This is a genomic window from Variovorax sp. GW822-FHT04E09 (assembly GCF_058800845.1).
Genome location: NZ_JBXAMR010000001.1, coordinates 1,425,400 through 1,447,016, shown reverse-complemented (window position 1 = coordinate 1,447,016; position 21,617 = coordinate 1,425,400). Strand labels below are relative to the sequence as shown.

The window sequence follows — 21,617 nt, the reverse complement described above, 5'->3', positions numbered from 1 at the left end:
ATCGTCAACCCGCCACCAGCGCGTCGATGCGTTGCTGCGCCGGCGCGATGTCGCCGAAGGCGTTGCGCACCCAGTCGGCGTCGTGGTAGCTCGGCAGGTAGCGTTCGCCCGCGTCGCACAGCAGCGACAGGATCGACCCCTGCTGGCCGGCCGCGCGCATCTCGTGCGCCACGGCCAGCATGCCGACGAAGTTGGTGCCGGTCGACGGGCCGACCTTGCGGCCCAGCAGCGCCGACAGCGCATGCATGGCGGCCACCGAGTCGAGGTTGGGCACTTCGAGCATGCGGTCGACCAGCGTGCGCACGAAGCTGGGCTCCACGCGCGGGCGACCGATGCCTTCGATGCGCGAGCCGGGCGCCGTGAGCGTGGCGTCGCCGCTGCGGTGGTAGGCCGAGAACACCGAGCCCTCGGGGTCGGCCACGCACACCTGCGTGTCGTGGCAGCGAAAGCGCAGGTAGCGCCCGATGGTGGCGCTGGTGCCGCCGGTGCCGGCGCCCACCACGATCCACGCGGGCACCGGATGCCGCTCGCGCGCCATCTGCTGGAACATGCTCTCGGCGATGTTGTTGTTGCCGCGCCAGTCGGTCGCGCGCTCGGCGTAGGTGAACTGGTCCATGTAGTGGCCGCCGGTGCGCTCGGCGAGCGCGCGGGCCTCGTCGTACACCTGCGCGGCGTGGTCCACGAAGTGGCAGCTCGCGCCGTAGAAGGCGATCTGCGCGACCTTCTCGGGCGAGGTGCTGCGCGGCATCACGGCGATGAAGGGCAGGCCCAGCAGCCGCGCGAAGTAGGCCTCGCTCACGGCGGTGGAGCCGCTGGAGGCCTCGACGATGGTCGTGCCTTCGCGCACCCAGCCGTTGCACAGCGCATACAGGAACAGCGAGCGCGCGAGCCGGTGCTTGAGGCTGCCGGTGGGGTGCGTCGATTCGTCCTTCAGGTACAGGTCGATGCCGTGCGCGGCCAGCGCGGGCAGCGGCAGCGGAATGAGGTGCGTGTCGGCACTGCGCTGGTAGTCGGCTTCGATGCGGCGGATCGCGCCGGCGAGCCAGCTGTCGCAGGAGGAGGTTGAAGGGGTGGTGGGCTGCATAGCGCGCCAGTCTACAAGTCATGCCTTGTAACCCGGCGGGTGACAGAAATCGGGATACTGCCCGCTGCCAATCCACAACAAGACCGGAGACGAACTGCATGAAGAGAATGAACCATCGGCTTTCCCTGGGCGCCGTGTCGCTGGCGGTCCTCGCCCTCGCAGGGTGTGCGTCCAATGCCCCGGGCGTGAACACGCCCACGCGACCCTCCTCATCCTTCGCGGTGCCCGGCCTCGAGAAGCCCGCCGAAGTGCTGGTCGACCGCTGGGGTGTGCCGCACCTGTACGCCGGCACGCTCTACGACGCCTTCGTGGCGCAGGGCTTCATCGCCGCGCGCGACCGGCTCTGGCAGATGGACCTGTGGCGCAAGCGCGGCCTGGGCGAGATGGCGAAGGACTTCGGCCCCGCCTGGGTCGAGAGCGACCGCGCCGCGCGCGCCGTGCTCTATCGCGGCGACATGTACCGCGAATGGCTGGCCTACGGCTCCGACGCCAAGCGCGTGGCCGAGGCCTTCACGGCCGGCGTCAACGCCTACGTGGCGCAGGTGCGTGCGCAGCCCGCGCTGCTGCCCACCGAGTTCGCGCTGCTGGGCTACCAGCCGGCCACGTGGTCGCCCGAGGACGTGGTGCGCATCCGTCACCACGGGCTCACGCTCAACTTCACGTCGGAGGTCGACCGCGCACGCGCCTTCTGCGCCGGCGCGCCGGGCGCCAAGGCCGACTGGCTGCGCCGCGAGCTCGATCCGCCGGTGACGCCGAAGGTGCCCGAGGGCTTCGATCCCTGCAGCCTTCCGGCGGCGGAGTTGCGCGCGGCCTACCTGCGGGCGACCGATGCGCCGCGCTTCACCAAGGAGAACACGCGCGTGGGCATGAACGCGGGCGCGTCTTCCGCGCCGGTCGCGCTGCTGCCGGGCAGTGCGGAGGCGATGGCCGCGAAGGCCGAGCAGGACGAAGCGGCGCAGGGCGACCCCACGGCCGCCTACGGCAGCAACAACTGGGTCATCGCGCCGAAGCTCACGTCCACGGGCCGGCCCATCCTGGCCAACGACCCGCACCGCGCGCACGGCGCGCCGAGCCTGCGCTACATGACGCACCTGAGCGCGCCCGGCATGGACGCCATCGGCGCCGGCGAGCCCTTCCTGCCGGGCCTGTCGATCGGCCACAACGGCACCATCGCCTTCGGCCTCACGCGCTTCTACATGGACCAGGAAGACCTGTACGTGTACGAGCTCAACCCGGGCAACCCCGAGGAGTACCGCTACCAGGGCCGCTGGGAGCCGATGACGCGCGTCACCGAGCGCATCGCGGTCAAGGGCGAGGCCGCGCCGCGCGAGGTGGTCAACACCTTCACGCGCCACGGCCCCGTGCTGGTCGCGGAGCCCGGCAAGCGCCGCGCCTTCGCCTTGCGCGCCGCCTGGCTGGAGCCCGGCATGGCGCCGTACTTCGGTTCGATGGATTACATGCGCGCGCGCAACTGGGACCAGTTCCGCGCCGCCATGAACCGCTGGGGCGCGCCGGGCGAGAACCAGGTGTATGCCGACAGCAGCGGCAACGTCGGCTGGATTCCGGGCGGCCTCACGCCGATTCGCCCGAACTGGGACGGCCTCCTGCCCGTGCCGGGCGACGGCCGCTATGAATGGTCGGGCTTTCGCAACGGCGACGAGCTGCCCTCGGAGTTCAACCCCGCGCGCGGCTACGTGGTCACGGCCAACGAGAACAACGTCCCGCCCGACCATCCGGCTGCGAAGAAGGGCGTGGGCTACGAGTGGAGCGATGCGGCCCGCGCGCGCCGGCTCAAGGAACTGTTCGCGGCCAAGGTGGCGGCGGGTTCGCGCTTCACCATCGAAGACTCGGAGCGCATGCAGAACGACATCGTCGCGACGCCGGCGCAGCGCGTGCTGAAGCTCTTGGCCGGCCAGCGCAGCGACGACGCCCAGACCGCGGCGGCGCTGCGCCTGTTGCAGGGCTGGGACGGCGCCATGGACCGCGACAGCGCAGCCGCCGCGCTGTACGAGGTGTGGAGCAGCAAGTTCCTGCGCCAGGCCGTGCTCAAGGCCGGGGCGGGCGATGCCGCTGCCGCACTGGCCGCACCCGGCGACAACACGCGCATGGTGCTGCTGCTGGAGAACCCGTCCGGCTGGGTGAGCAACGCGCAGCGCGACGCCTTGCTGTTGACGACCTTGCCCGCCGCCATGCAGGAGCTGTCCGCCAAGCTCGGGCCCGACCCGGCGGCGTGGAAGTGGGGCGCCTTGCACCGCGCCGAGTTCCGGCATCCGCTGGGCGGCGTGGTCGATGCGGCCACGCGCAAGAAGCTCGAGGTGGGCGACTGGCCGATGTCCGGCTCGTCGTTCACGCCGATGGCGGCCACCTACCGCGCGAACGACTACAAGCTGACCTCGGGCGCGTCGTTTCGCATGGTGCTCGACGTGGGCAACTGGGACGCTTCGCGCGTCATCAACACGCCGGGCCAGTCGGGCAACCCCGACAGCCCGAACTACCGCGACCTGGCGCCGCTGTGGCTCGAAGGCAAGTACGTGCCGCTGGTCTACAGCCGCGGCGCGGTCGAGAAAGAAACGGTGGAGCGGATCCAGCTGACGCCGGGGCGCTAGCAGGACCGGTCACGCAAGAGGGCGCTGCCCCGCGCCCCGCGGCGGCGCGCCCGGCCCTGCCGGTCGTCACGCGGTCGTCATTCGCCGATGTGATGCTTGCAGGAGTTGAAATACTGCCCACAAGCTTGCTGACACGATCCACTTCTTCCTTGTTGACTTCAGCGCATGGTGGTCGTGGGCGAGTGGTTGGACGGGGCTTGGGCCGGGGCAGGGACGACAGGCTCGTGCGGGCCTTTGTCTCTGGCCTCACGTGCACGGCAGTGTGCGTCTGCATCGCCTGGGGATCGACAGCGAAGGCCGTGGCCACAGGCACCGAGGTGCAGTCGGCAGATGCCGCCACCCGCGCGTCGCCCGAAGCGCAGATGCTCGACTTCGACCTGCCGGCGCAGCCCTTGGCGGCTGCCCTGGCGCAATACGCCGCGGTGTCGGGGCGATCGGTGATGTTCATCGACGAGTGGGTGGCGGGGCGAACGTCCGCCCCGGTGCGCGGGCGCCATACGCCGCATGCCGCCTTGCGGGCCTTGCTGGCCGGCACGGGTTTCACCGCGGATGACGTGGACACGCAGCTTTCCGGTGCCTTCATCCTGAAGCGCGTCACAGCGGCGCCCGGGGTGGCGTCGACTGGTGGCTCGCCACGCGGGTACGACGCCCTGGTCCAGGCCCGTGTCTGGGACGCGCTGTGCGCCGATCTGCGTACGGCCCCCGGCCACTACCGCGCGATCCTGCAACTGCAGGTGACCGCGTCGGGCCGCATCAGCCAGGCCCGCCTGGTGTCGTCTTCGGGAGACTCGGGGCGGGACGCCGCCATGCTCGCGGCATTGGCTCCTCTGAAGATGGACCATCCTCCGCCGGCGGACCTGGCGCTGCCGCTCACGCTGGCCATCCTCCCGCACGACGTGTTGCCCGGGCCCCGCTGTGCCACGGTGCACTGACGCATGACGGAGAACGTCATCCCGCTGCTGCGCAGCTTCCTGGTGCAACGCTACGAGCAGCTCAGGCAACGCCTGGCCGTGCGGCTGGGCAATCGCGAACTGGCGGAAGACGCCCTGCACGAAACCTGGCTGAAGCTGGAGCGCAGCCAGCCCATGGCGGGCCCCATTGCCACGCCCCAGGCGTACCTGCTGCGCATGGCGGTCAACCTGGCGATCGACGTCCGGCGCGCACAGAGCCAGGTCTTGCTGTCCGACGACATCGAGATGCTGATGAACGAGCTGCCGGACCCGACGCCCGGTCCCGCCGAGGTCGCCGAAGCCCGTTCGCAGCTGGAGGCGCTGGACGGCCTGCTGTCGCGCCTGCCGCCGCGCCGCCGCGAGATCCTGCTGCTGGTTCGCCTGGAGGGCTGGTCGCAGCGGGACGTGGCCACGCGGCTTGGCATTCCTGTGCGGACCGTCGAGTACGAACTGAAGGCCGCGCAGGATCTTCTGTTCTCGCGACTGGAACCGCGCCCTGGCAGGTCTTCATGACGGCACGAAGAAATAGTTTGCGGATTGCGGCGTCGGCAACCGTCTATCAAGTACGGGGCCCCTGAAACCCACATGACGACGCACCCTTCACCACCGACGCTTCCCGAGACGCTGCGCGAAGACGCGCGCGCGTGGGTGCGCAAGCTGCATTCGGGCGCCGCAACGCAGTGGGAGGCGCAGGCGTTCCGCCGCTGGCGCGACGCGAGTCCCTTGCATCAGGCGGCGTTCATCGAGGCCCGGCAGCAGTGGCGCGTGCTTCAACCCGCGCTGAACCGGCTGGTGCGCACCGACGCCGAAGCGGCGAGCCTTCACCGCGAGACCCTGCGCAAGCCCGCGGCGAGCCGTCGGGCCTTCCTGGGCGTGGCCGGCGCAGCCGCCGCGGCCGGTGTCGCGGGGGTGGCGGTCTATTCGCCCTTGGGGTTGTGGCCCACGGCCAACGAGTGGAATGCGGACTGGCGCACAGCCGCCGGCGAGCAGCGTGCGATCGCGTGGTCCGACCAGATCGACGTGACCTTGAACACCCGCACCAGCATCCGCCGGGTGGCCTCGGACGACCAGGCCGAGGGGCTGGAATTGCTGAACGGCGAAGCGGCGATCGAGATGCTGCCCAGTGCGCGCACCTTCAGCGTCGTGGCCGGCGCCGGCCGCAGCATTGGCGAATCGGCGCGCTTCGAGATCAGCCGCCTGGAAGGGCGGGTGTGCGTGACCTGCCTGGCGGGACGCGTGCGCATCGAGCATCCGGCCGGCGACCGTGTGCTGCTGGCACGCCAGCAAGCGGTCTACCGCGATCATTCCATCAGCGGCATCGCCGCCGCAGACCCCGAGGTGGCTTCTGCCTGGCGGCGCGGTGAACTCGTGTTCAAGCAGACTCCCTTGTCGGCGGTGCTGGACGAGATCAATCGCTACCGCCCCGGGCGTGTGGTCCTGATGGTGGATTCGCTGCGGGGGAAAACGGTCACCGCGACCTTCAAGCTCGACCGACTCGATCTGGCCTTGCTCCAGATGCAGCGCTCTTTCGGTTTGAACGCCCGGTCGCTCCCTGCCGGCGTGCTGGTCCTGAGCTAGCGTTGGCCACCGGGGTTGGGTGGTGACCCCGTCTCGATGTCGCGGCTTCCCATGGTTGGCGTGCGCAGCCACTGTGAAGCTTTCGTGACTTTGCCGAGGTGCAGCGCGTCCACGCTGTTGATCTGCAAGGACTTTCCGGACCGAGGCCGCAGCAGCAGGCGCGCGCCCACAACGAGGCCAAAAATATTCTTCTGGAATTCGACGTTTCCGTCCCGTCAAGAAACTGACGGCTCCTGTTGCCTTGGCTTTCGATCGCCATCGCAGGGGCTTCTTGAATGGGGCGTGCCTGCACGGCGCGCGCAGCCCCTTCGGCACAGGCTTTACTTCGGCGGGAACGAGAAATGACCATCAGTGGGTGCAACGAAAAGAAGCGACCAGCGCGTGCGGCGCAGCAGGTTTTCAGGAGGGTGCCCCTTGCGCGGGCCATCGCGGTGGCGCTGGCTGCCGGTGGGGTCCTCGGCAGCGCGCACGCCCAGCGGGCGTTCAGTCCGGCGTGGTTCGCCGACAAGGGTGCGGCGCAGGCGGGCGCGATCGCCACGGGCAAGCTGCCGAACGGCGCGCCGGCGTCCAGCCTGATCCACCCGACGCAACCGTCGTCGGCGGCGAGCCAGCAGCTGCAGACGTCCATCACCAACCTGAACCTGGCCGCGCGCGCGATCGCCGCGCAGCAGGCGCAGCAGACACAGAAGCGGGCCGAGGCGCTGGCCAGCGGCGAGTCCGCGCCGGACGGCCTGGCCGAAGGCGGCCTGAAGGTCGACACGAATTCGCTGACCGCCGGCTGGCTCAACGCCAGGGACCCCGTCCAGTCCGCAGCCAACGGCAGGACCACGGTCACCATCGAGCAGACCGCCGACAAGGCCATCCTGAACTGGGAGACCTTCAACGTCGGCAAGAACACGACGGTGAAGTTCGACCAGCGTGCAGGCACCCACGCCAAGACCGGCGCCAACGAGTGGATCGCGCTCAACCGCATCAACGACCCCAGCGGCCGACCCAGCCAGATCGCCGGCCGCATCGAGGCCGAGGGCAGCGTCTACCTCATCAATCGCAACGGCATCCTGTTCACCGGCAGCAGCCAGGTCAACGTGCGCAACCTGGTCGCCTCCAGCCTGAAGCTCAGCGACGAACAGTTCAAGGCCGGTCTCAACACGCGCCTGGGCGCGAAATCGGGTGACCCCGGTTACTGGAGCGGCCTCGAAGTGGGCGTCGGGATTCCCACCTTCGGCGAGAACTCCAAGCAGATGCCGGCCGATTCGAACGTGCAGTTCGCCGACATGGGCCCGGCCTTCGATCCGGGCAAGCCGCCGGGCGACGTCAAGGTGCTGGCCGGTGCGCAGATCACGGGCCAGGGGGGGCACGTGCTGATGTTCGCACCCAAGGTCAGCAATGCGGGCAGCATCCGCACGCCGAGCGGCCAGACGCTGCTGGGCGCCGGCGAAAACGTGTGGCTGGAAGCCAAGGAAATCAGCCCCACCGTGCGCGGCTTCGATGCCGTCACCTCGTCGGTGCGGCCCTGGCTCTTTCCGGCCAAGTTCCTGATCAATCCGCAGACAGCGCCCGCCTTCCAGCCCTATCTCATCGGGCGCATCGTGTCCGACATCCTGCCGCTGATGGAGCAGCGCGCGGCCCAGGTCGGCTACAGCGTGCACAACACCGGCATCGTCCAGGCCGACCACGGCGACATCACCATGGTGTCGCGCGAGATCCACCAGGGCGGCATCCTGCAAGCCAGCACCGCGCTGAACAACCGCACGGGCTCCATCCGCCTGCGCGCCTGGGGCCAGGGCGTGCACAACATCGACATCAACCTGGCGGCCGACGTCCCGCGCCTGACGGCCTGGTCGGGCGGCACGCTGACCCTGGGGCCGGACAGCATCACCCAGGTCGTCAACGACTGGCAGGACACCACGCGGATCGAAAGCGGATCGCTGGCCAACCGCTACCAGCCCGGGCGCATCGAGCTCTACGGCAAGACGATCGACGTGCAGACCCGTGCCCAGGTCACCGCCGCCGCGGGCCACATCGACATCCAGGCCCAGGCCAACCCGGCAGCCCTGCAACGCAACACCCAGGTGGGCGACGGCAGCCGCATCCTCATCGGTGAACACGCCACCGTCAGCACCGCGGGTCTGATGCAGATGCCGGTGGACATGGCCAGCAACTTCGTCGAGGCCGAACTGCGCATCAACGAACTGCGCGACTCCCACCTGCAGGCGAACACCTGGCTGTACGGCCGGAAGGTCATCGTGGATCGACGCAGGTCGGGTGCCTTCAAGGGGCTGATGGCGGGCGTCGAATGGGTCACCGACGAGTCCGGCAAGGCGCTCAAGGGCATCTGGGTCGGCACCCCGTTGGCGGACGTGACGGGCTGGGTGGGCAACGGCCTGGTGGGCTTGTCGGAGCTGGCGGCGCGAGGCGGCGACATCACCATCCAGTCCAATGGCTCGGTGATCACGCGGCCGGGCTCCATCCTGGATGTGTCCGGCGGCTCGGTGCGCTACAGCGACGGCTGGAACACGGAAACCTTGCTGCGCGGCGCGGACGGGCGCACCTACACGATGTCGTCCGCGCCGGCGGACATGACCTACACGGGCATCGCGGGCCAGTACCTGCACGCGCATGCGCGCTGGGGCGTCACGCAGACCTATGTCAATCCGATGTTGTCGGGGCGGCGCTGGGAGCCGGGCTACGAGGAAGGCCGCAATGCCGGTTCGATCGACATCCGTGCCGGCAGCGCCTTCATCCTGGAGGGTGAGTTCAGGGGCTCGGTGCAGCCCGGCGACCGGGTGCAGGAAGTGGCCGAGCTGCCTCGGGCCGGCCGCCTCACGGTGGGTTCCAACCGGGCGCAAGAGGGCATGTGGACCCTGGGCCAGGTCGTCATCAGCGACAAGCCCGCGTTGCTGCCGGCGGGCTTCAGCATCGACAGCCCGCTGGGCAAGGACGCCTTCCTGACCGAGCCCGAAGGGCAAGCCCCCGGTGCCGGCGCGGGTGTGGGCCGCACCACCTGGCTGTCCGCCGCGGGGCTGAGCCATTCAGGCCTGGGCGCCATCGAGTTGAACCTCAACACCGGCTTCGTGCTGGAAGACAGCGCGGTGGTGACTCTGCAGCCGGGGGCGCGCTTCACGGCCGCGGTCTACGACGGCCAGGGCATCCCCGGCAACTTCGACATCCAGGGCAAGCTCATCGCCCCGGGCGGCTCCATTGCCCTGAGCGCCGGCGGCAAGGCGGACAGCGTGCTGCGCCTGGGGGCGAACAGCCTGCTGAGCGTCGCGGGCCAGTGGGTCAACGACACCGGCCAAGGCGTCACGCTGGGCCGCGCCATCCACGGCGGCTCGATTGCACTGGGGACCCCGATGAAAGAGGGCCTGGGCACGGTGTACGGCAACGTGGAGGTGGCCGCCGGCGCGACGCTGGACGTGTCCGGCGGCGGCTGGCTGTCCGGTGTCACGGCGGGCGGAAAGGCCGGCAAGGTGAAGGCGGGCAACGGCGGGGCCATCAGCCTCACGGCGTTCGACAACACGGCGCTCGAGACGCTGGACCTGCGCGGCTGGGCCGGGGGCGATGCGTCCCGGCTCACGCTCACGGCGATCGGCGACGTGCAGGTGGGCGGCGCCGCGCCCGCGCCCGCGGCCGACGCAACGGGCGGCAAGGCATCGGGCGCGGCCAAGCCGTTGCACCTGCCGCAGACCCTGTACACCGAGCGCGGCTTCGGCACGATCGGCATCCGTTCGCTCGGCGGGGACGTCGTGGTCGCGGAAGGCGCACAGGTGCACATCCAGCCCACGAGCTGGGACATGCCCGCCGCGGTATCGACGCTGCGCACGCTGCCCAGCGGCAGCGCATTGGGCGAGGTGCTGGCCCCCAAGGCACTGGACGAACTGAGCGAACAGCGCCGCGCCGCGCGCGCGCCCGGCGGCCTGTCGCTGGCGACCGGCGCGACCGGCGGCGGCATCCGCATCGACGCGAACGCCAGCATCCAGACAGAAACCGGCGGCGCGATCTCGCTGGACGCGGACGGGTCCGGGCAGGCTTCCGTGGTGGTGGCGGGCCGCCTTCAGGCGCCGGCCGGGACGCTGAACATCCGCGCCAAGAACACCTTGACGCTGGCCGACGGGGCCGAGCTGCTGCTGCCCGGCGTGGCGCAGATCTTCCACGACCCGGCCATGCGCCTGCCCCAGGGCAAGGTGCTGCCGGGCGGCACGGTCACACTGAGCGCCGGCACGCTGGATGCGCAGGCCGGTGCGCTGATCGACGTGTCGGGCGCGCGGGGCACGGTGGCGTATTGGGACCGCGGCACGGGGGCGCTCGGCGCCCTGCGGCGCGTGGAGCAGGAACTGGGCAGCGACGGCGGCGCGGTCGTGATGGAGGCCGCCGCCGGCGGCGCCATGAATGCCAGGCTGCGCGCGCACGGCGGCAATGCCCAGGCAGCGGGCGGGTCCTTGTCCATCACGGACACCAGCGAGGCCGGGCGTGCGTCCGGGGACCTGGTGGCGCCGGACATCGGCTCCTTCCTCTACTACAAGAGCCCCACCGGCACGTACACCTTCAACGGAGAAAAGTACGCGCGGATCATCGGCACCAGCGGCAACCTCGACGTGCGCGACGAGTACGCCGGCGACGTCAAGATGAGCAGCGCCATGCGCACCGCGATCAACACCACGCTGCCGACGTCGGTGTCCAGCAGCAAGGGGCTCGTCCTCGACGCGGGCGCGGCGCTTGCCGCGGGACCGGGCGCCGACAGGGCGCCGTGGGAACACGACGCCACCATCGACAAGCGGGTGGTCGAACTGCTCAACAAGTACTTCTGGAGCGGCACCGGAACGGCGCTGAGCCACAAGATCCACATCGGCAACATCGCCACCTCGGACGGCACCCTGCATGTGTCGGCGAAGGCGCTGCAGGACACGGGCTTCTCGGCGGTCGACCTGCGTTCCACGCAAGTGGGCGTGCAGCTGGCCGGCGGCGTCGATCTGAGCGTCGCCGGTCGCCTGGGCATCACCGCCCCGGTCATCCAGAGCGACGGGCTGGGCGGCGTGGTGCGCTTGCATGCCCACCATCTGCAACTGAACCCACTGACAGGTGCGGTGGGCGCGGTCGGTGCGGTCGGCGCCACGCCCCGCAATGCGGGCGAACTGATCCTGTCGGCCACCCAGGCCATCGACATCGCAGGCAGGGGTGCGAAGGGCGAGTCCGCATCGCCCGTCGACGTCAAGCTGCGCGGCTTCGAACGCACGGTGCTGGACACCGGCGACCTGCGCTTCGTGGCAGGGGCCTACAGCGAAGGCGGCACCGACTACGACGACCCGCAGCTGCGGGCCACGCTCGACGTGGGGGGCGCGCTGGAGATCAAGGCCGCGCAGGTCTACCCGGCCACGGCCGTCACGGCGCGAATCAACTCGGACCACTCCATCACCGTGCGCGGCAACGGGAGCGCCGCGGCGCCTCTGTCGGCCGGCGGCAGCCTGACGCTGAACGCGCCCGTCATCGAGCAGGACGGCGTGCTGCGCGCGCCCTTCGGGCAGATCGCGCTGAATGCCGGCGAGCGCCTGACGCTGGGCACGAACAGCCTGACCTCGGTGTCCGGTGCGGGCCTGGACGTGCTCTACGGCAGCCTGCGCAACGCCGAGTACTGGCTGGACCCGGCCAACCCGCAGGGCCGCAATCGTGCCAATGCCGGCGATGCCAATTCCCTGGACGAAAACCGCTATCTGTCGTCCCTGCCGGAAAAGCGCGTGCTCCTGCAAGCGCCGGATGTGGCCATGGCCGCGGGCGCGGTGGTGGACATCGCGGGCGGCGGCGATCTGCATGCGTGGGAGCACGTGCCCGGCTCGGGCGGCTCGCACGACGTGCTGACGCTGCCCGGCATGTACGCCGTGCTGCCGGGCTACCAGGGCCTGTCGCCCGTGGCGGGCGGTGCAGCGGGCCAGAAGGTCTGGCTGGCCGGCGGTGGCCTGGGGGCCGGCTGGTACACGCTCCTGCCGGCACGCTATGCGCTGCTGCCCGGCGCCTTCGCGGTGCAGAGCACGGGCCAGGCCTTGCCGGCGTGGGCCGCGTCCCGCGGCGAGGTGGTGAGCCTGCGCGACGGCTCGACGATCGTGGCCGGACGGGAACAGAACACGATCAGCGGCGCGCGCGATGCCACGGCCTCGGGCTGGCGCGTGCTGCCCGCCAGCCTGGTGCGCAAGGTCAGTGAATACAACGAAGCGCGGGGCAACGCCTTCTTCTCGTCGGATGCGTTCAAGCTGACGCAATACCGCCTCACGGGGCAGGACGTCGTGACCCCGCGCCTGGCGCGCGATGGCGGCGCTGTGGTGTTCAAGGCCGACCGCGCGCTGACACTGGACGGCGAGCTGCGCGCGCAACCCGATGCGGGCGGGCGTGGCAGCCTGGTGGACATCGCCGCCGCGAAGATCGCCATCGTCGGCGCGGGGCAGGACAGCAGCGACCTGCGCGCCGACGGCTACCTGGTCGTGGATGCCGGCAGCCTGACGCGCTTCGGCGCGGGCAGCCTGCTGGTGGGCGGCACGCGCACGGGCAATGTGCGCGGCCTGCAGGTGGACGTGGCCGCCAGCGACGTGGTGCTGCGCAACACGGAAGGCACCGCGTTGAGCGGCCCGGAGGTGATCCTGGCCGCGGCGAATGCGGTGTCGATCGAGTCGGGCAGCGTGCTGCGCGCGCACGGCGCCGCGTCGGGCGACGAGGCGAACCTGGTGCTCAAGCCGCAGGTGGCGGCCGTGTGGAGCGACAACAACACGCCGAACGACACCAGCGACGACCACATCGTCACACCCTCCAAAGACTGGGGTGCGCTGGTGCGCGTGAGCAGCGGCCAGGCCGTGCGGGCGCTGCGCGAGAACGTGGACACCACGGTCGGCGGCCAGGTGCGCATCGGCGCCGGTGCGCTGCTGCAGGGCGGCGAGGCGCTGCTGCTCGACGCCACCAACAACACCGAGATGGCCGCGGGCGCGCAGTTGTCGGGCAAGGCCTTGTCGGTGGCCGCGAGCCGCATCGGCATCGGCGGCGGCAGCGGCGGCCTGGTGCTGGACGCCGACGCCCTGGCGCAGCTGTCGCGCGCGCAGTCATTGACGCTGCACAGCTACGGCAGCCTGGACTTCTATCGCTCGCTGGACATGCGCGGCCTGGCGCAGGTGGTGTTCGACGCCGCAGCCCTGCGGGGTCATGGCGCCGATGCCGTGCAGGTGCAGGCCTCCCACCTGACGCTGCAGAACACGGGCGCGTCGCTCGGCAGCGCGGGCACAGGCAGTGGTCGCCTCGCGCTGTCGGCAGACGAACTGGTGCTGGGCGCGGGCGACAAGACGATGTCCGGCTTCGACCAGGTGCTGCTGTCGGCCAGCCGGCGCATCGCCGGCGAAGGCACCGGGAGCCTGGACGCCGGGACGGCGGCGCTGACGCTGCGCACGCCGGTGCTGCAAGGGGTGTCCGGCGCTGACCAGACCCTGCGAACGCAGGGCCAACTGGTGTTGCAGCAAGACGCGCAACTGGATGCGCAAGAGATGGCGGCACTGGGCCGCGCCAGCCTGGGCGCGCGCCTCAACCTGTCGGGCCAGGGCGTGACCGTGGCGCTGCCGGTGCTCGCGCTGGGCGGCAGCATTGCGGTCGATGCCGGCACGGGCAACCTCACGGTTGCAGAGTCGGGCCGCCTGCACGCGGGGGGCCTGGAAAAAGTCTTCTTCGACGCGGCCCAGTACGTGGACGCGGGCCAGATCAGCCTGGCGACGCGGGGCGGCCTGATCGACCTGGCCCCGGGCAGCCTGCTGGACCTGTCCGCCCATCCGCGCGGTGGCGACGCCGGCCGCCTGACGGTGGATGCATCGGCCGGCGGGCGGGTCCACTTCGGTGGCACTGTGCAAGCGCAGGCCGGTGCCGGCGGCAACGGTGGCAACTTTGCGCTGGCCATCGATCGGCTGGACGATTTCGGCGCGCTGGCGCGAACGCTCAACGATGCGGGCTTCAGCCGCTCGCGCCAGTTCCGCGTCCGCCAGGGCGACCTCACGATCGCGGGCACCACGCGCGTGGCCGACTTCGAAGTCATCACCGACCGCGGCGTGATCTCTGTCGACGGCACGGCGCGCGTCGAGGCCAACGCGGCCTACGGCGGCAGCATCCGCCTGGTCGGCGGGGCGGGGCTGACGATGCAGCCTGGCGCGGTGCTGGCGGCCCATGCCACCGACGCCATCGATGGTCTGGGCAGCAGCCGCATCGACCTGGAAGCGGTCGACGGCCAACTGAACCTGGCCGGCGGCACGCTGGACCTGAGCGGCGGCGAAGGCGGCAAGCTGCGGCTGCGGGCGCAGCGCACTGCAGGCAACGACGGCCTGAACGTCACGGCGCTGAACGCCGCCGTGCAGGGCGCGCGCTCCGCGGTGCTCGAAGGCGTGCGCCGCCATGCCAGCACGGACGGCACGGTGGAATCCGTGGCCCCGCAGGCGATCGCCGAGGCCAATGCCTTTGCAGGCCACACCGGCATCCTGGCGAGGCTGGGTGGCAACGCCGCCGCCTACACCTTGGCGGCGGGCATCGAGATCACCAGCCCGGGCGACCTGACGCTGGGCCGCGACTGGAATCTGTTCGACAGCTTCGGTGCGGCGCACCGCGAAGGCACGCTCACGCTGCGCGCCGGCGGCAACCTGAACATCGATGGCCATCTGAGCGACGGCTTCGACGTGGCGGGCCGCGACAACGGCGCGGGCCGGGCGGCGCGGCTGCAGCAGGCCGCGTCGTGGAACCTGCGCCTGGTGGCGGGCGCGGACCTGGGGTCGGTCGATGCACTGGCCACGCGGCCATCGGGCGCGCTTGCAGCCGACACCGGCACGATCCGCGTGGGCACGGCCGGCACCGAGTCGGGCGCCGGCAAGCTGGTGCGCACCGGCAGCGGCGACCTGACGGTACGCGCCGGGCGCGACCTCGTGCTGGCGCACAAGGAGTCCGCGCTGTACACCGCAGGCCGGGCCGAGGCCGATCCCACCTTGGGCGGCGGCTTCGACACCGCCAGCGTCGATGCCCAGTACGGCACCGCAGGTGGCCACGTGGATGTCGCGGTCCAGGGCAGCGTGCGTGCGCCCACCGCGCAGGGCGCGCGCTCGGACCAGATCCTGACCGAATGGCTGTTCCGCCAGGGCCGCTATGGCGGAGATCTCAGCAGTCCCACCGGCTACTACGACGCGTACAACATGGGCGAGAGCTGGGCGCCGGTCATGTCCGCCCGGGGCCAGCAACCGAGCTGGTGGGTGAACCACGCCAGCTTCCAGCAGGGCCTGGGCGCGCTGGGCGGCGGCAACGTGAAGCTGTCGGCGGGCGGCGACCTGGTGAATCTGGTGGTGGCCTTGCCCAGCACCATGCGCGTGACGGGCGGGCGTTCCGCCGGCGATGCCGCGGCCTCCGTCGTGACGCGCAATGGCGGGCAGCTGCAGGTGAGCGCAGGCGGCGCCTTGAAGGCCGGCCAGTACTACGTGGGCCGCGGCGCCGGCGAGATCGACGCAGGCACGAGCGCCGCCGGCTATGTCATGACCGGCATCTCGAGCAGCTGGCCCAACACCGCCTATTCCTACGACATCGCGCCCGTGCTGGCGCTGTCGGACGCCACGCTCAAGCTGCAGACGCTGGGCGACCTGGTCCTGCAGACCGTGATCGACCCGATGCAGATACGCCGTGCCTACGTCGACCAGGCCGACCGGGACACCAGCGGCGCGTCCAGCCATGCGATGTTCATGAGCAGTCAGACAGAGCGCAGCGCCGTCAGCCTGGTGTCCACCGGCGGCAACGTGCGCCTGGTCAACCAGTCGGAATTCGTGGCAGGAAACGACACGGAGAACACCACCAGGCTGGTGAGCGGCATGACGGACACCAAGCTCCAGACGGACATGGTGGGCCTGTACCCGGCCAAGGTCAGCGTGTCGGCCCTGAGCGGCAACATCGACGTCGCGGGCCTGCTGGCGATGGCGCCGGCGAACAGCAGCGACCTGTCTTTGCTGGCCGCGAAAGACCTGCGCTTCCTGCGCGGCAGCAGCCTGCAGAACACGGGTGCCATCGTCATGACCCAGACCACGCTGGACAAGTGGCCGTCGATATTCCGGCCGTGGATGGGTTTCACGATCACGCTGGGCGGGGCATCGGCGTTCGGCGCGCCGCTGAAGTCGGTCTATGGCGGCTTCTCGGTGACGAACACGTTCCTGACCAACAGCCTCAATGGCATGGAGCTGTTCGACAACCCCGATGTGCTGCCGATGCAGGTGCATGACTTCACGCCCAGCCGCTTGTACGCGGCGACCGGTTCCATCAGCGACCTGAATCTGATCGCGTCGGAATCGGTGCACGTGCAGGCCGGTACCGACATCCGCAACTTCGAGCTCAGCGCGCGCAACCTGCGCCCCACCGACACCACCATGCTGGCGGCGGGCAACGACATCCTGGCTGTCGCCAACAGGCTCCTGTCGCACCGATATGCGCGATACAGCGGCGACGCGGCGGCCTACTACTACGACAGGGGCAGCCGCACCGCGCTGCAAGGGCCGGGATCCCTGCTGCTGCTGGCCGGGCGCGACATCCAGGGCAACAACCTGTCGCTGTACACCAATGCCAATCGCTATTGGGACTACGTGTCGGCAACGCCGCTCGGCGAAGAATCGAACGTCATCAAGGCCCTGCCCGCCGAGGGCGCCGGCATCACCCTGATGGCCGGCATGAACAAGGCCGCCAGCTACGACGCCTTCGAGCGGGCCTACCTGAACCCGGCCAACGTGGCCGCCATGCCGGACTATCTGAAGACCACCCTGGCCGACGGCACCGTGGCGCCGCTGTACCTGAGCGACGGGGTGGAAAACCGCGGCGACCTGGCCAAGTTGGCGCGCCGGGGCCTGGTGTCCTTCGTGGAAGGCATGCTCGGTGCCGACAAGGTCGCCAGCCTCACCGGCACTGCGGACGGCAAGCTGAGCCCGCAGCAGGCATGGGAGCAATACCGGCAACTGCCGCCCCTGGTGCGCGAGCAGTTCCTGCGCCAGGTCTTTGTCTACGAACTGCGCGAAGGAGGGCGCGACCAGAACGGGGGCGATGGGCAGAACGGCCCGATCAACGGCGGCTACCGCCGCGGTTCCGCGGCCATCGACACGCTGTTCCGCGGAGCGACGGCCGAAGGCCAGCCCGTTCGCTACGCCGCGGACCTGCCGGACAACTGGCGCAGCAGCTGGTCCGGCGTGGGCAGCATCGCCGCGACCCGGATGGCGGCGCGCACCCACCAGGGCGGCGACATCAACGTCTTCACTCCCGGCGGCGGCCTGCAGGTGGCGGGGCTGGGCGCCGTGGTGCCGGACGGATACGGCCTGGTCACGCTGGCCTCGCCGGGGCAGGTCAATGTGTTCACCGACCGGGACATCATCGTGAACCGTTCGCGCATCCTGTCCTTCGTCTCGCAGGCCGAGCCGCTGGGCAGCGACCAGGTGTTGTGGTCCAGCCAGGGCGACATCGACGCCGGCCGCGGCGCCAAGACCGTGCGCATCCCGCAGGCGCCGGAAGTCACGTCGGACGCGGACGGCAACATCACCGTGCAGGAAAAGCGCGACATGAGCGGCGCCGGCATCGGCACCGTGGGCGAAGGCGACGTGGACCTGGTCGCGCCCCGGGGCACCATCGATGCGGGCGATGCCGGCATCCGGGTCGCGAGCAACCTCAACATTGCCGCACTGCAGGTGCGCAACGCCGACAACATCCAGGTCAAGGGTGAAACGACCGGGCTGCCGGTGGTGGCCGCGGTGAACATCGGGGCACTGACCACCGCTAGCGCGGCGGCGTCGGCGGCGGCCATGGCGGCGCAGGAGTCCATGCGCCAGGAGCGGGCCGCGGCACGTCAGAACCTGCCCTCGGTCTTCACGGTGCGGGTGCTGGGCTTCGGCAACGACAGCCTGCCGCCGGGCGGTGCGGGTGCATCGTCGCCGCCACGCCCCGGTGCGCAGGCGGGCGCTGCGCCTCGGTACGACCCTGCCAACCCTGTGCAGGTCTTTGGGCACGGCAACCAGTTCGACGCATCGGTGATGTCGTTGCTGACCGACGCCGAGAAGAGCAGGTTGCGTCATGCCGGCAAGTAAGACGATGGCCGCGGCTGAGTTCGATCCCGGTCCTTGTTTTCAAGAGCCATACGCGGGTCACGGCGAGCCCACCAGCGTGGCGCTGCGGGCGTTCCTGACGGCGAACTACACGTACCTGCATCGCCGCTTGGCCCGCGATCTCGGCTGCTCCGACCAGGCCAGCGAGTGCCTGCACGACGCCTGGCTGCGCCTGGGCGAGATGACGGCATCGGAGCCCGTGCGCAGTCCCGGGGCCTATGTCTATCGAACGGCGCGCAACCTGGCCATGGATCGCCTGCGCAGCGATCGGTCCTGGCAGTACGTGGGCGAATGGGACACGGCCCTCGATCTCCTGGCCGATCACGCGCCCGGCCCCGATGCCATCGCCGAGGCGCGTTCGGCCGTGGAGGCCGTCGAGCAGGCGATGCAGCGGCTTTCGCATCGGCATCGCTCGGTGCTCGTGGCACTGCAGATCGAGGAGATGACCCGCCAGGACGTGGCAGACCGGCATTGCATCTCCCTGCGCCGGGTGGACACGGCGCTTCGCCAAGCCCTGGACTACTGCGCGCATGCGTCCGGTCACACCGTGCGGGCGGAAGGCGCTTCGCCCCGACGCGGACTTTCGCGGCGATGGCAGGAGAAAGTCGTCGCGCCGCTGCGCGCCGGCGCGCCGCGCGCGCAGACGTGAGGCGCTACCAGTCCTCTTTCACCGCCAACACCACATCGCGCCCCGCCGCGGCGCGCCCGGCCATCCACGCCGTGAACGTGCCGGCCGCCACCACGGCCGCGCACAGCGCCAGCAGCCGCACCCAGGGCACCAGCAGGTCCATGCTCCAGTGGAAGCTCTGCGGGTTCACCACCTTCACCAGCACCACCGACACGGCCAGCCCGAGCAGCAGCCCGGCCACCGCGCCGATGGCGGTCCAGGCCGCGCCTTCGCCGGCCACCACGGCCAGCACCTGCCGCCGCGTGAAGCCCAGGTGCGCGAGCAGCCCGAACTCCTTGCGCCGCGCCAGCACCTGCGCGCTGAAGCTGGCCGCGATGCCGAACAGGCCGATGGCGATGGCCACGGCCTGCAGCCAGTAGGTGACGGCAAAGCTGCGGTCGAAGATGCGCAGCGAGGTCGCGCGGATCTGGCCGACCGAGGCGAGCTCCACGGCGCCGTCGCGTGATGCGCGCGAGGCGAGGGCGCGAACGGCCGCCTGCACTTCCGTTTCGGACGCACCGGGCGCGAGCCACAGTGCGACGTCGCTCACGTCGTGCTCTCCGGTGATGCGCTCGAAGTCGCGCGCGTCCATCGCGATCGCGCCGAACTGCCGCGCGTAGTCGCGCCACACGCCGGCCACGAAGAACACCTGCGGCGTCGCCGTGCGCATCGCATCGGCCAGCGGCGAAAACGCCGTGCCCGGCTTCGCGCCGTACAGCTCGACCATCGGCTCGCTCACGTAGATGCCGGTCTGCCCGGGCGGCACCGGCAGCGCCTCGCCCACCAGCGGCAGCCCGCGCACCACGCCGCCTTCGAGGCTGCGCGCGATCAGCGTCACGGCGGGCTGCGCGGGGTCGAGCTGCAGCGACTGCGTGCGCAGCGTGCCGGTGCGCGCCACGCCGGGCAGTTGCGCCAGCGCCTGCACGAAGGCCGGCGCGAAGGTCGCGGTGTCGGTGCTGCTCGTGCCGCCGCTGTTGCCGCTGCCGCGCCCGCCCGAGGTGGCGCGCACGTACAGGTCGGCCGGCAGCACCACGTCGAGCCAGTGCGTGACCGACTCGCGAAAGCTCGCGACCATCACCGTGAGCGCCACCGCGAGGCTCAGGCTCGCGACCACGCCGCTCACCGCCACGGCCGCCGTGCCGCGCATGCGGCGCGCGCGCTCGACGGCAAGCATCGGCAGCACGCGCCGCGCAAACGCCGGTGCCACGCGGTCATACAGCAGCGCGATGAGCCAGGGCAGGGCGGTGATGCCGCCCACCAGCAGGCAGGCCACCGACAGGTACGCCGCCACCGGAATGCCGCCGATGGCCGGCAGGTTGGCCAGCGCCGCGCCCGCGCCGATGAGCCCGAGCGCGAGCCAGTGGTGGCGGCCCTGCGCGGGCGCCGCGCCCAGGCCCTTGAGCGTCTGCGCCTCGGGCAGCGCTTGCGCGGCGCGCGCGGGCCACCAGCCGCCCACCAGCGCGGCCACCACGCCGAGCCCGCCGTACAGCAGCGCGGCGCCACTGCTCCAGTGCAACCGGGGCGCCACGCCTTCGAAGTAGCCGCCGCCCAGGTCGCCGCCCAGCACGCGCAGTGCGAAGGCCGCGAGCGCGGTGCCGAGCGCCAGGCCGGCCGCGCTGCCGATCAGCCCGAGCACCAGCGACTCGGCCAGCACCAGCCGCAGCCGTCCGCGCGGCGTGAGGCCCAGCACGCCGAGCAGCGCGAACTGCTGCGCGCGCTTGGCCACGCTGAGCGCGAGCACCGAGAACACCAGGAACGCGCCCGTGAACAGCGCCACCAGCGCCAGCACCGTGAGGTTGACGCGGTAGGCGCGCGACAGGTTGCTCACGCGCTCGGCCGCATCGCCCGGCTCGGCGAACTTCAGGCCCGCCGGCCAATCGGGCGACTTCTCGAGCGCGGCCACGAAGGCCGCGCGGTCGGTGCCCGGCGCCAGCCGCAGGTCGATGCGGCTCAACTGGCCGAGCGGGCCGAACAGCTCCTGCGCAGCCGCGATGTCCATCACCGCCAGCGCCGCGCCGCCGGCCGTCACATGGCCAGAGACTGCGAGGCGCTGCCACGCGGCGCCGCTGCGCAGCTGCAGGCTCTCACCGGTCGCGGGCTGCAGCGGCAGCTGCAACGCCTGGCGCGCCGCCGCGTTGAGGAACACATGGCCGGGCGCGAACAGCGCGAAGCGGTCGGCACCGGCGGCCGACTGAGGCATCAGCGCGGGCGCGATGGTGGGCAGCGCGAGCGCATCGACGCCGATCACGCGCAGCGGCACCTGGCGCCCGTCGTGGGCCAGGGCCAGGCCCTGGAACTCGAGCACCGGGCTCGCCAGCGCCACCTCGGGCCGGCGCGCGAGCCGGCTGAACACGGCCTCGTCGAAGCTGCCCTGCGCGGCGCGCACCTCGAGGTCGGGCTGGCCGTTCACCGAGCGCACCGCGCTGGAGAACTCGTCGAGCGCCGACGCGTTGATGAGCTGCACCGAAAACGCCAGCGCCACGCCCAGCATCACGGCCAGCACGGCCGCCGCGTTGCGCCAGGGGTGGTGGCGCAGTTCCTGCCAGGAGAAAGTCGAAAGCAATGCACGCATGGGGTCATTGTGGCCGCCGTGGCAGGATGGCGGCTCTTTCGACG

Annotated in this window: 8 protein-coding genes; 6 read left to right on the top strand and 2 right to left on the bottom strand. The window is 71.0% G+C overall.

The window, feature by feature from the left end:
* Window positions 1-4: 4 nt before the first annotated feature.
* A complete protein-coding gene (locus tag AC1RL8_RS06635; protein ID WP_070063094.1) occupies window positions 5-1,084 on the bottom strand; it encodes a PLP-dependent cysteine synthase family protein in 1,080 nt (359 codons plus the stop codon).
* A gap of 98 nt (window positions 1,085-1,182) precedes the next feature.
* On the opposite strand from AC1RL8_RS06635, the gene AC1RL8_RS06630 reads away from it, so the two are divergent.
* The 6 genes from AC1RL8_RS06630 (at window position 1,183) to AC1RL8_RS06605 (ending at window position 18,983) form a co-directional block, all read left to right on the top strand.
* Entirely contained in the window at window positions 1,183-3,690 is a 2,508-nt protein-coding gene (locus AC1RL8_RS06630) for a penicillin acylase family protein (protein ID WP_492684288.1), read from the top strand.
* A gap of 299 nt (window positions 3,691-3,989) precedes the next feature.
* The gene (locus tag AC1RL8_RS06625) at window positions 3,990-4,622 is read left to right on the top strand and encodes an STN domain-containing protein (RefSeq protein ID WP_492684287.1); all 633 of its coding nucleotides are present in this window, start codon (window positions 3,990-3,992) and stop codon (window positions 4,620-4,622) included.
* A 3-nt stretch (window positions 4,623-4,625) separates the two neighbouring features.
* The gene (locus AC1RL8_RS06620) at window positions 4,626-5,153 is read left to right on the top strand and encodes an RNA polymerase sigma factor (RefSeq protein WP_492684286.1); all 528 of its coding nucleotides are present in this window, start codon (window positions 4,626-4,628) and stop codon (window positions 5,151-5,153) included.
* A gap of 72 nt (window positions 5,154-5,225) precedes the next feature.
* Entirely contained in the window at window positions 5,226-6,218 is a 993-nt protein-coding gene (locus AC1RL8_RS06615) for a FecR family protein (RefSeq protein WP_492684285.1), read from the top strand.
* A 407-nt stretch (window positions 6,219-6,625) separates the two neighbouring features.
* Window positions 6,626-18,316 (top strand): filamentous hemagglutinin family protein, encoded by an 11,691-nt coding sequence (locus tag AC1RL8_RS06610; RefSeq protein WP_492684284.1) that lies wholly within the window; start codon window positions 6,626-6,628, stop codon window positions 18,314-18,316.
* Window positions 18,303-18,983 (top strand): RNA polymerase sigma factor, encoded by a 681-nt coding sequence (locus AC1RL8_RS06605; RefSeq protein WP_492684283.1) that lies wholly within the window; start codon window positions 18,303-18,305, stop codon window positions 18,981-18,983. The genes AC1RL8_RS06610 and AC1RL8_RS06605 overlap by 14 nt, the downstream gene beginning before the upstream one ends.
* A 4-nt stretch (window positions 18,984-18,987) precedes the next feature.
* Here AC1RL8_RS06605 and AC1RL8_RS06600 read toward each other — a convergent pair whose 3' ends face one another.
* A complete protein-coding gene (locus AC1RL8_RS06600; protein WP_492684282.1) occupies window positions 18,988-21,573 on the bottom strand; it encodes an FtsX-like permease family protein in 2,586 nt (861 codons plus the stop codon).
* Window positions 21,574-21,617: the final 44 nt, after the last annotated feature.

Bases quoted from the DNA above. Each gene is read 5' to 3' on its own strand.
- AC1RL8_RS06600 (WP_492684282.1), bottom strand. From the start codon at position 21,573: ATGCGTGCATTGCTTTCGACTTTCTCCTGGCAGGAACTGCGCCACCAC.
- AC1RL8_RS06605 (WP_492684283.1), top strand. From the start codon at position 18,303: ATGCCGGCAAGTAAGACGATGGCCGCGGCTGAGTTCGATCCCGGTCCT.
- AC1RL8_RS06615 (WP_492684285.1), top strand. From the start codon at position 5,226: ATGACGACGCACCCTTCACCACCGACGCTTCCCGAGACGCTGCGCGAA.
- AC1RL8_RS06630 (WP_492684288.1), top strand. From the start codon at position 1,183: ATGAAGAGAATGAACCATCGGCTTTCCCTGGGCGCCGTGTCGCTGGCG.
- AC1RL8_RS06635 (WP_070063094.1), bottom strand. From the start codon at position 1,084: ATGCAGCCCACCACCCCTTCAACCTCCTCCTGCGACAGCTGGCTCGCC.
- AC1RL8_RS06620 (WP_492684286.1), top strand. From the start codon at position 4,626: ATGACGGAGAACGTCATCCCGCTGCTGCGCAGCTTCCTGGTGCAACGC.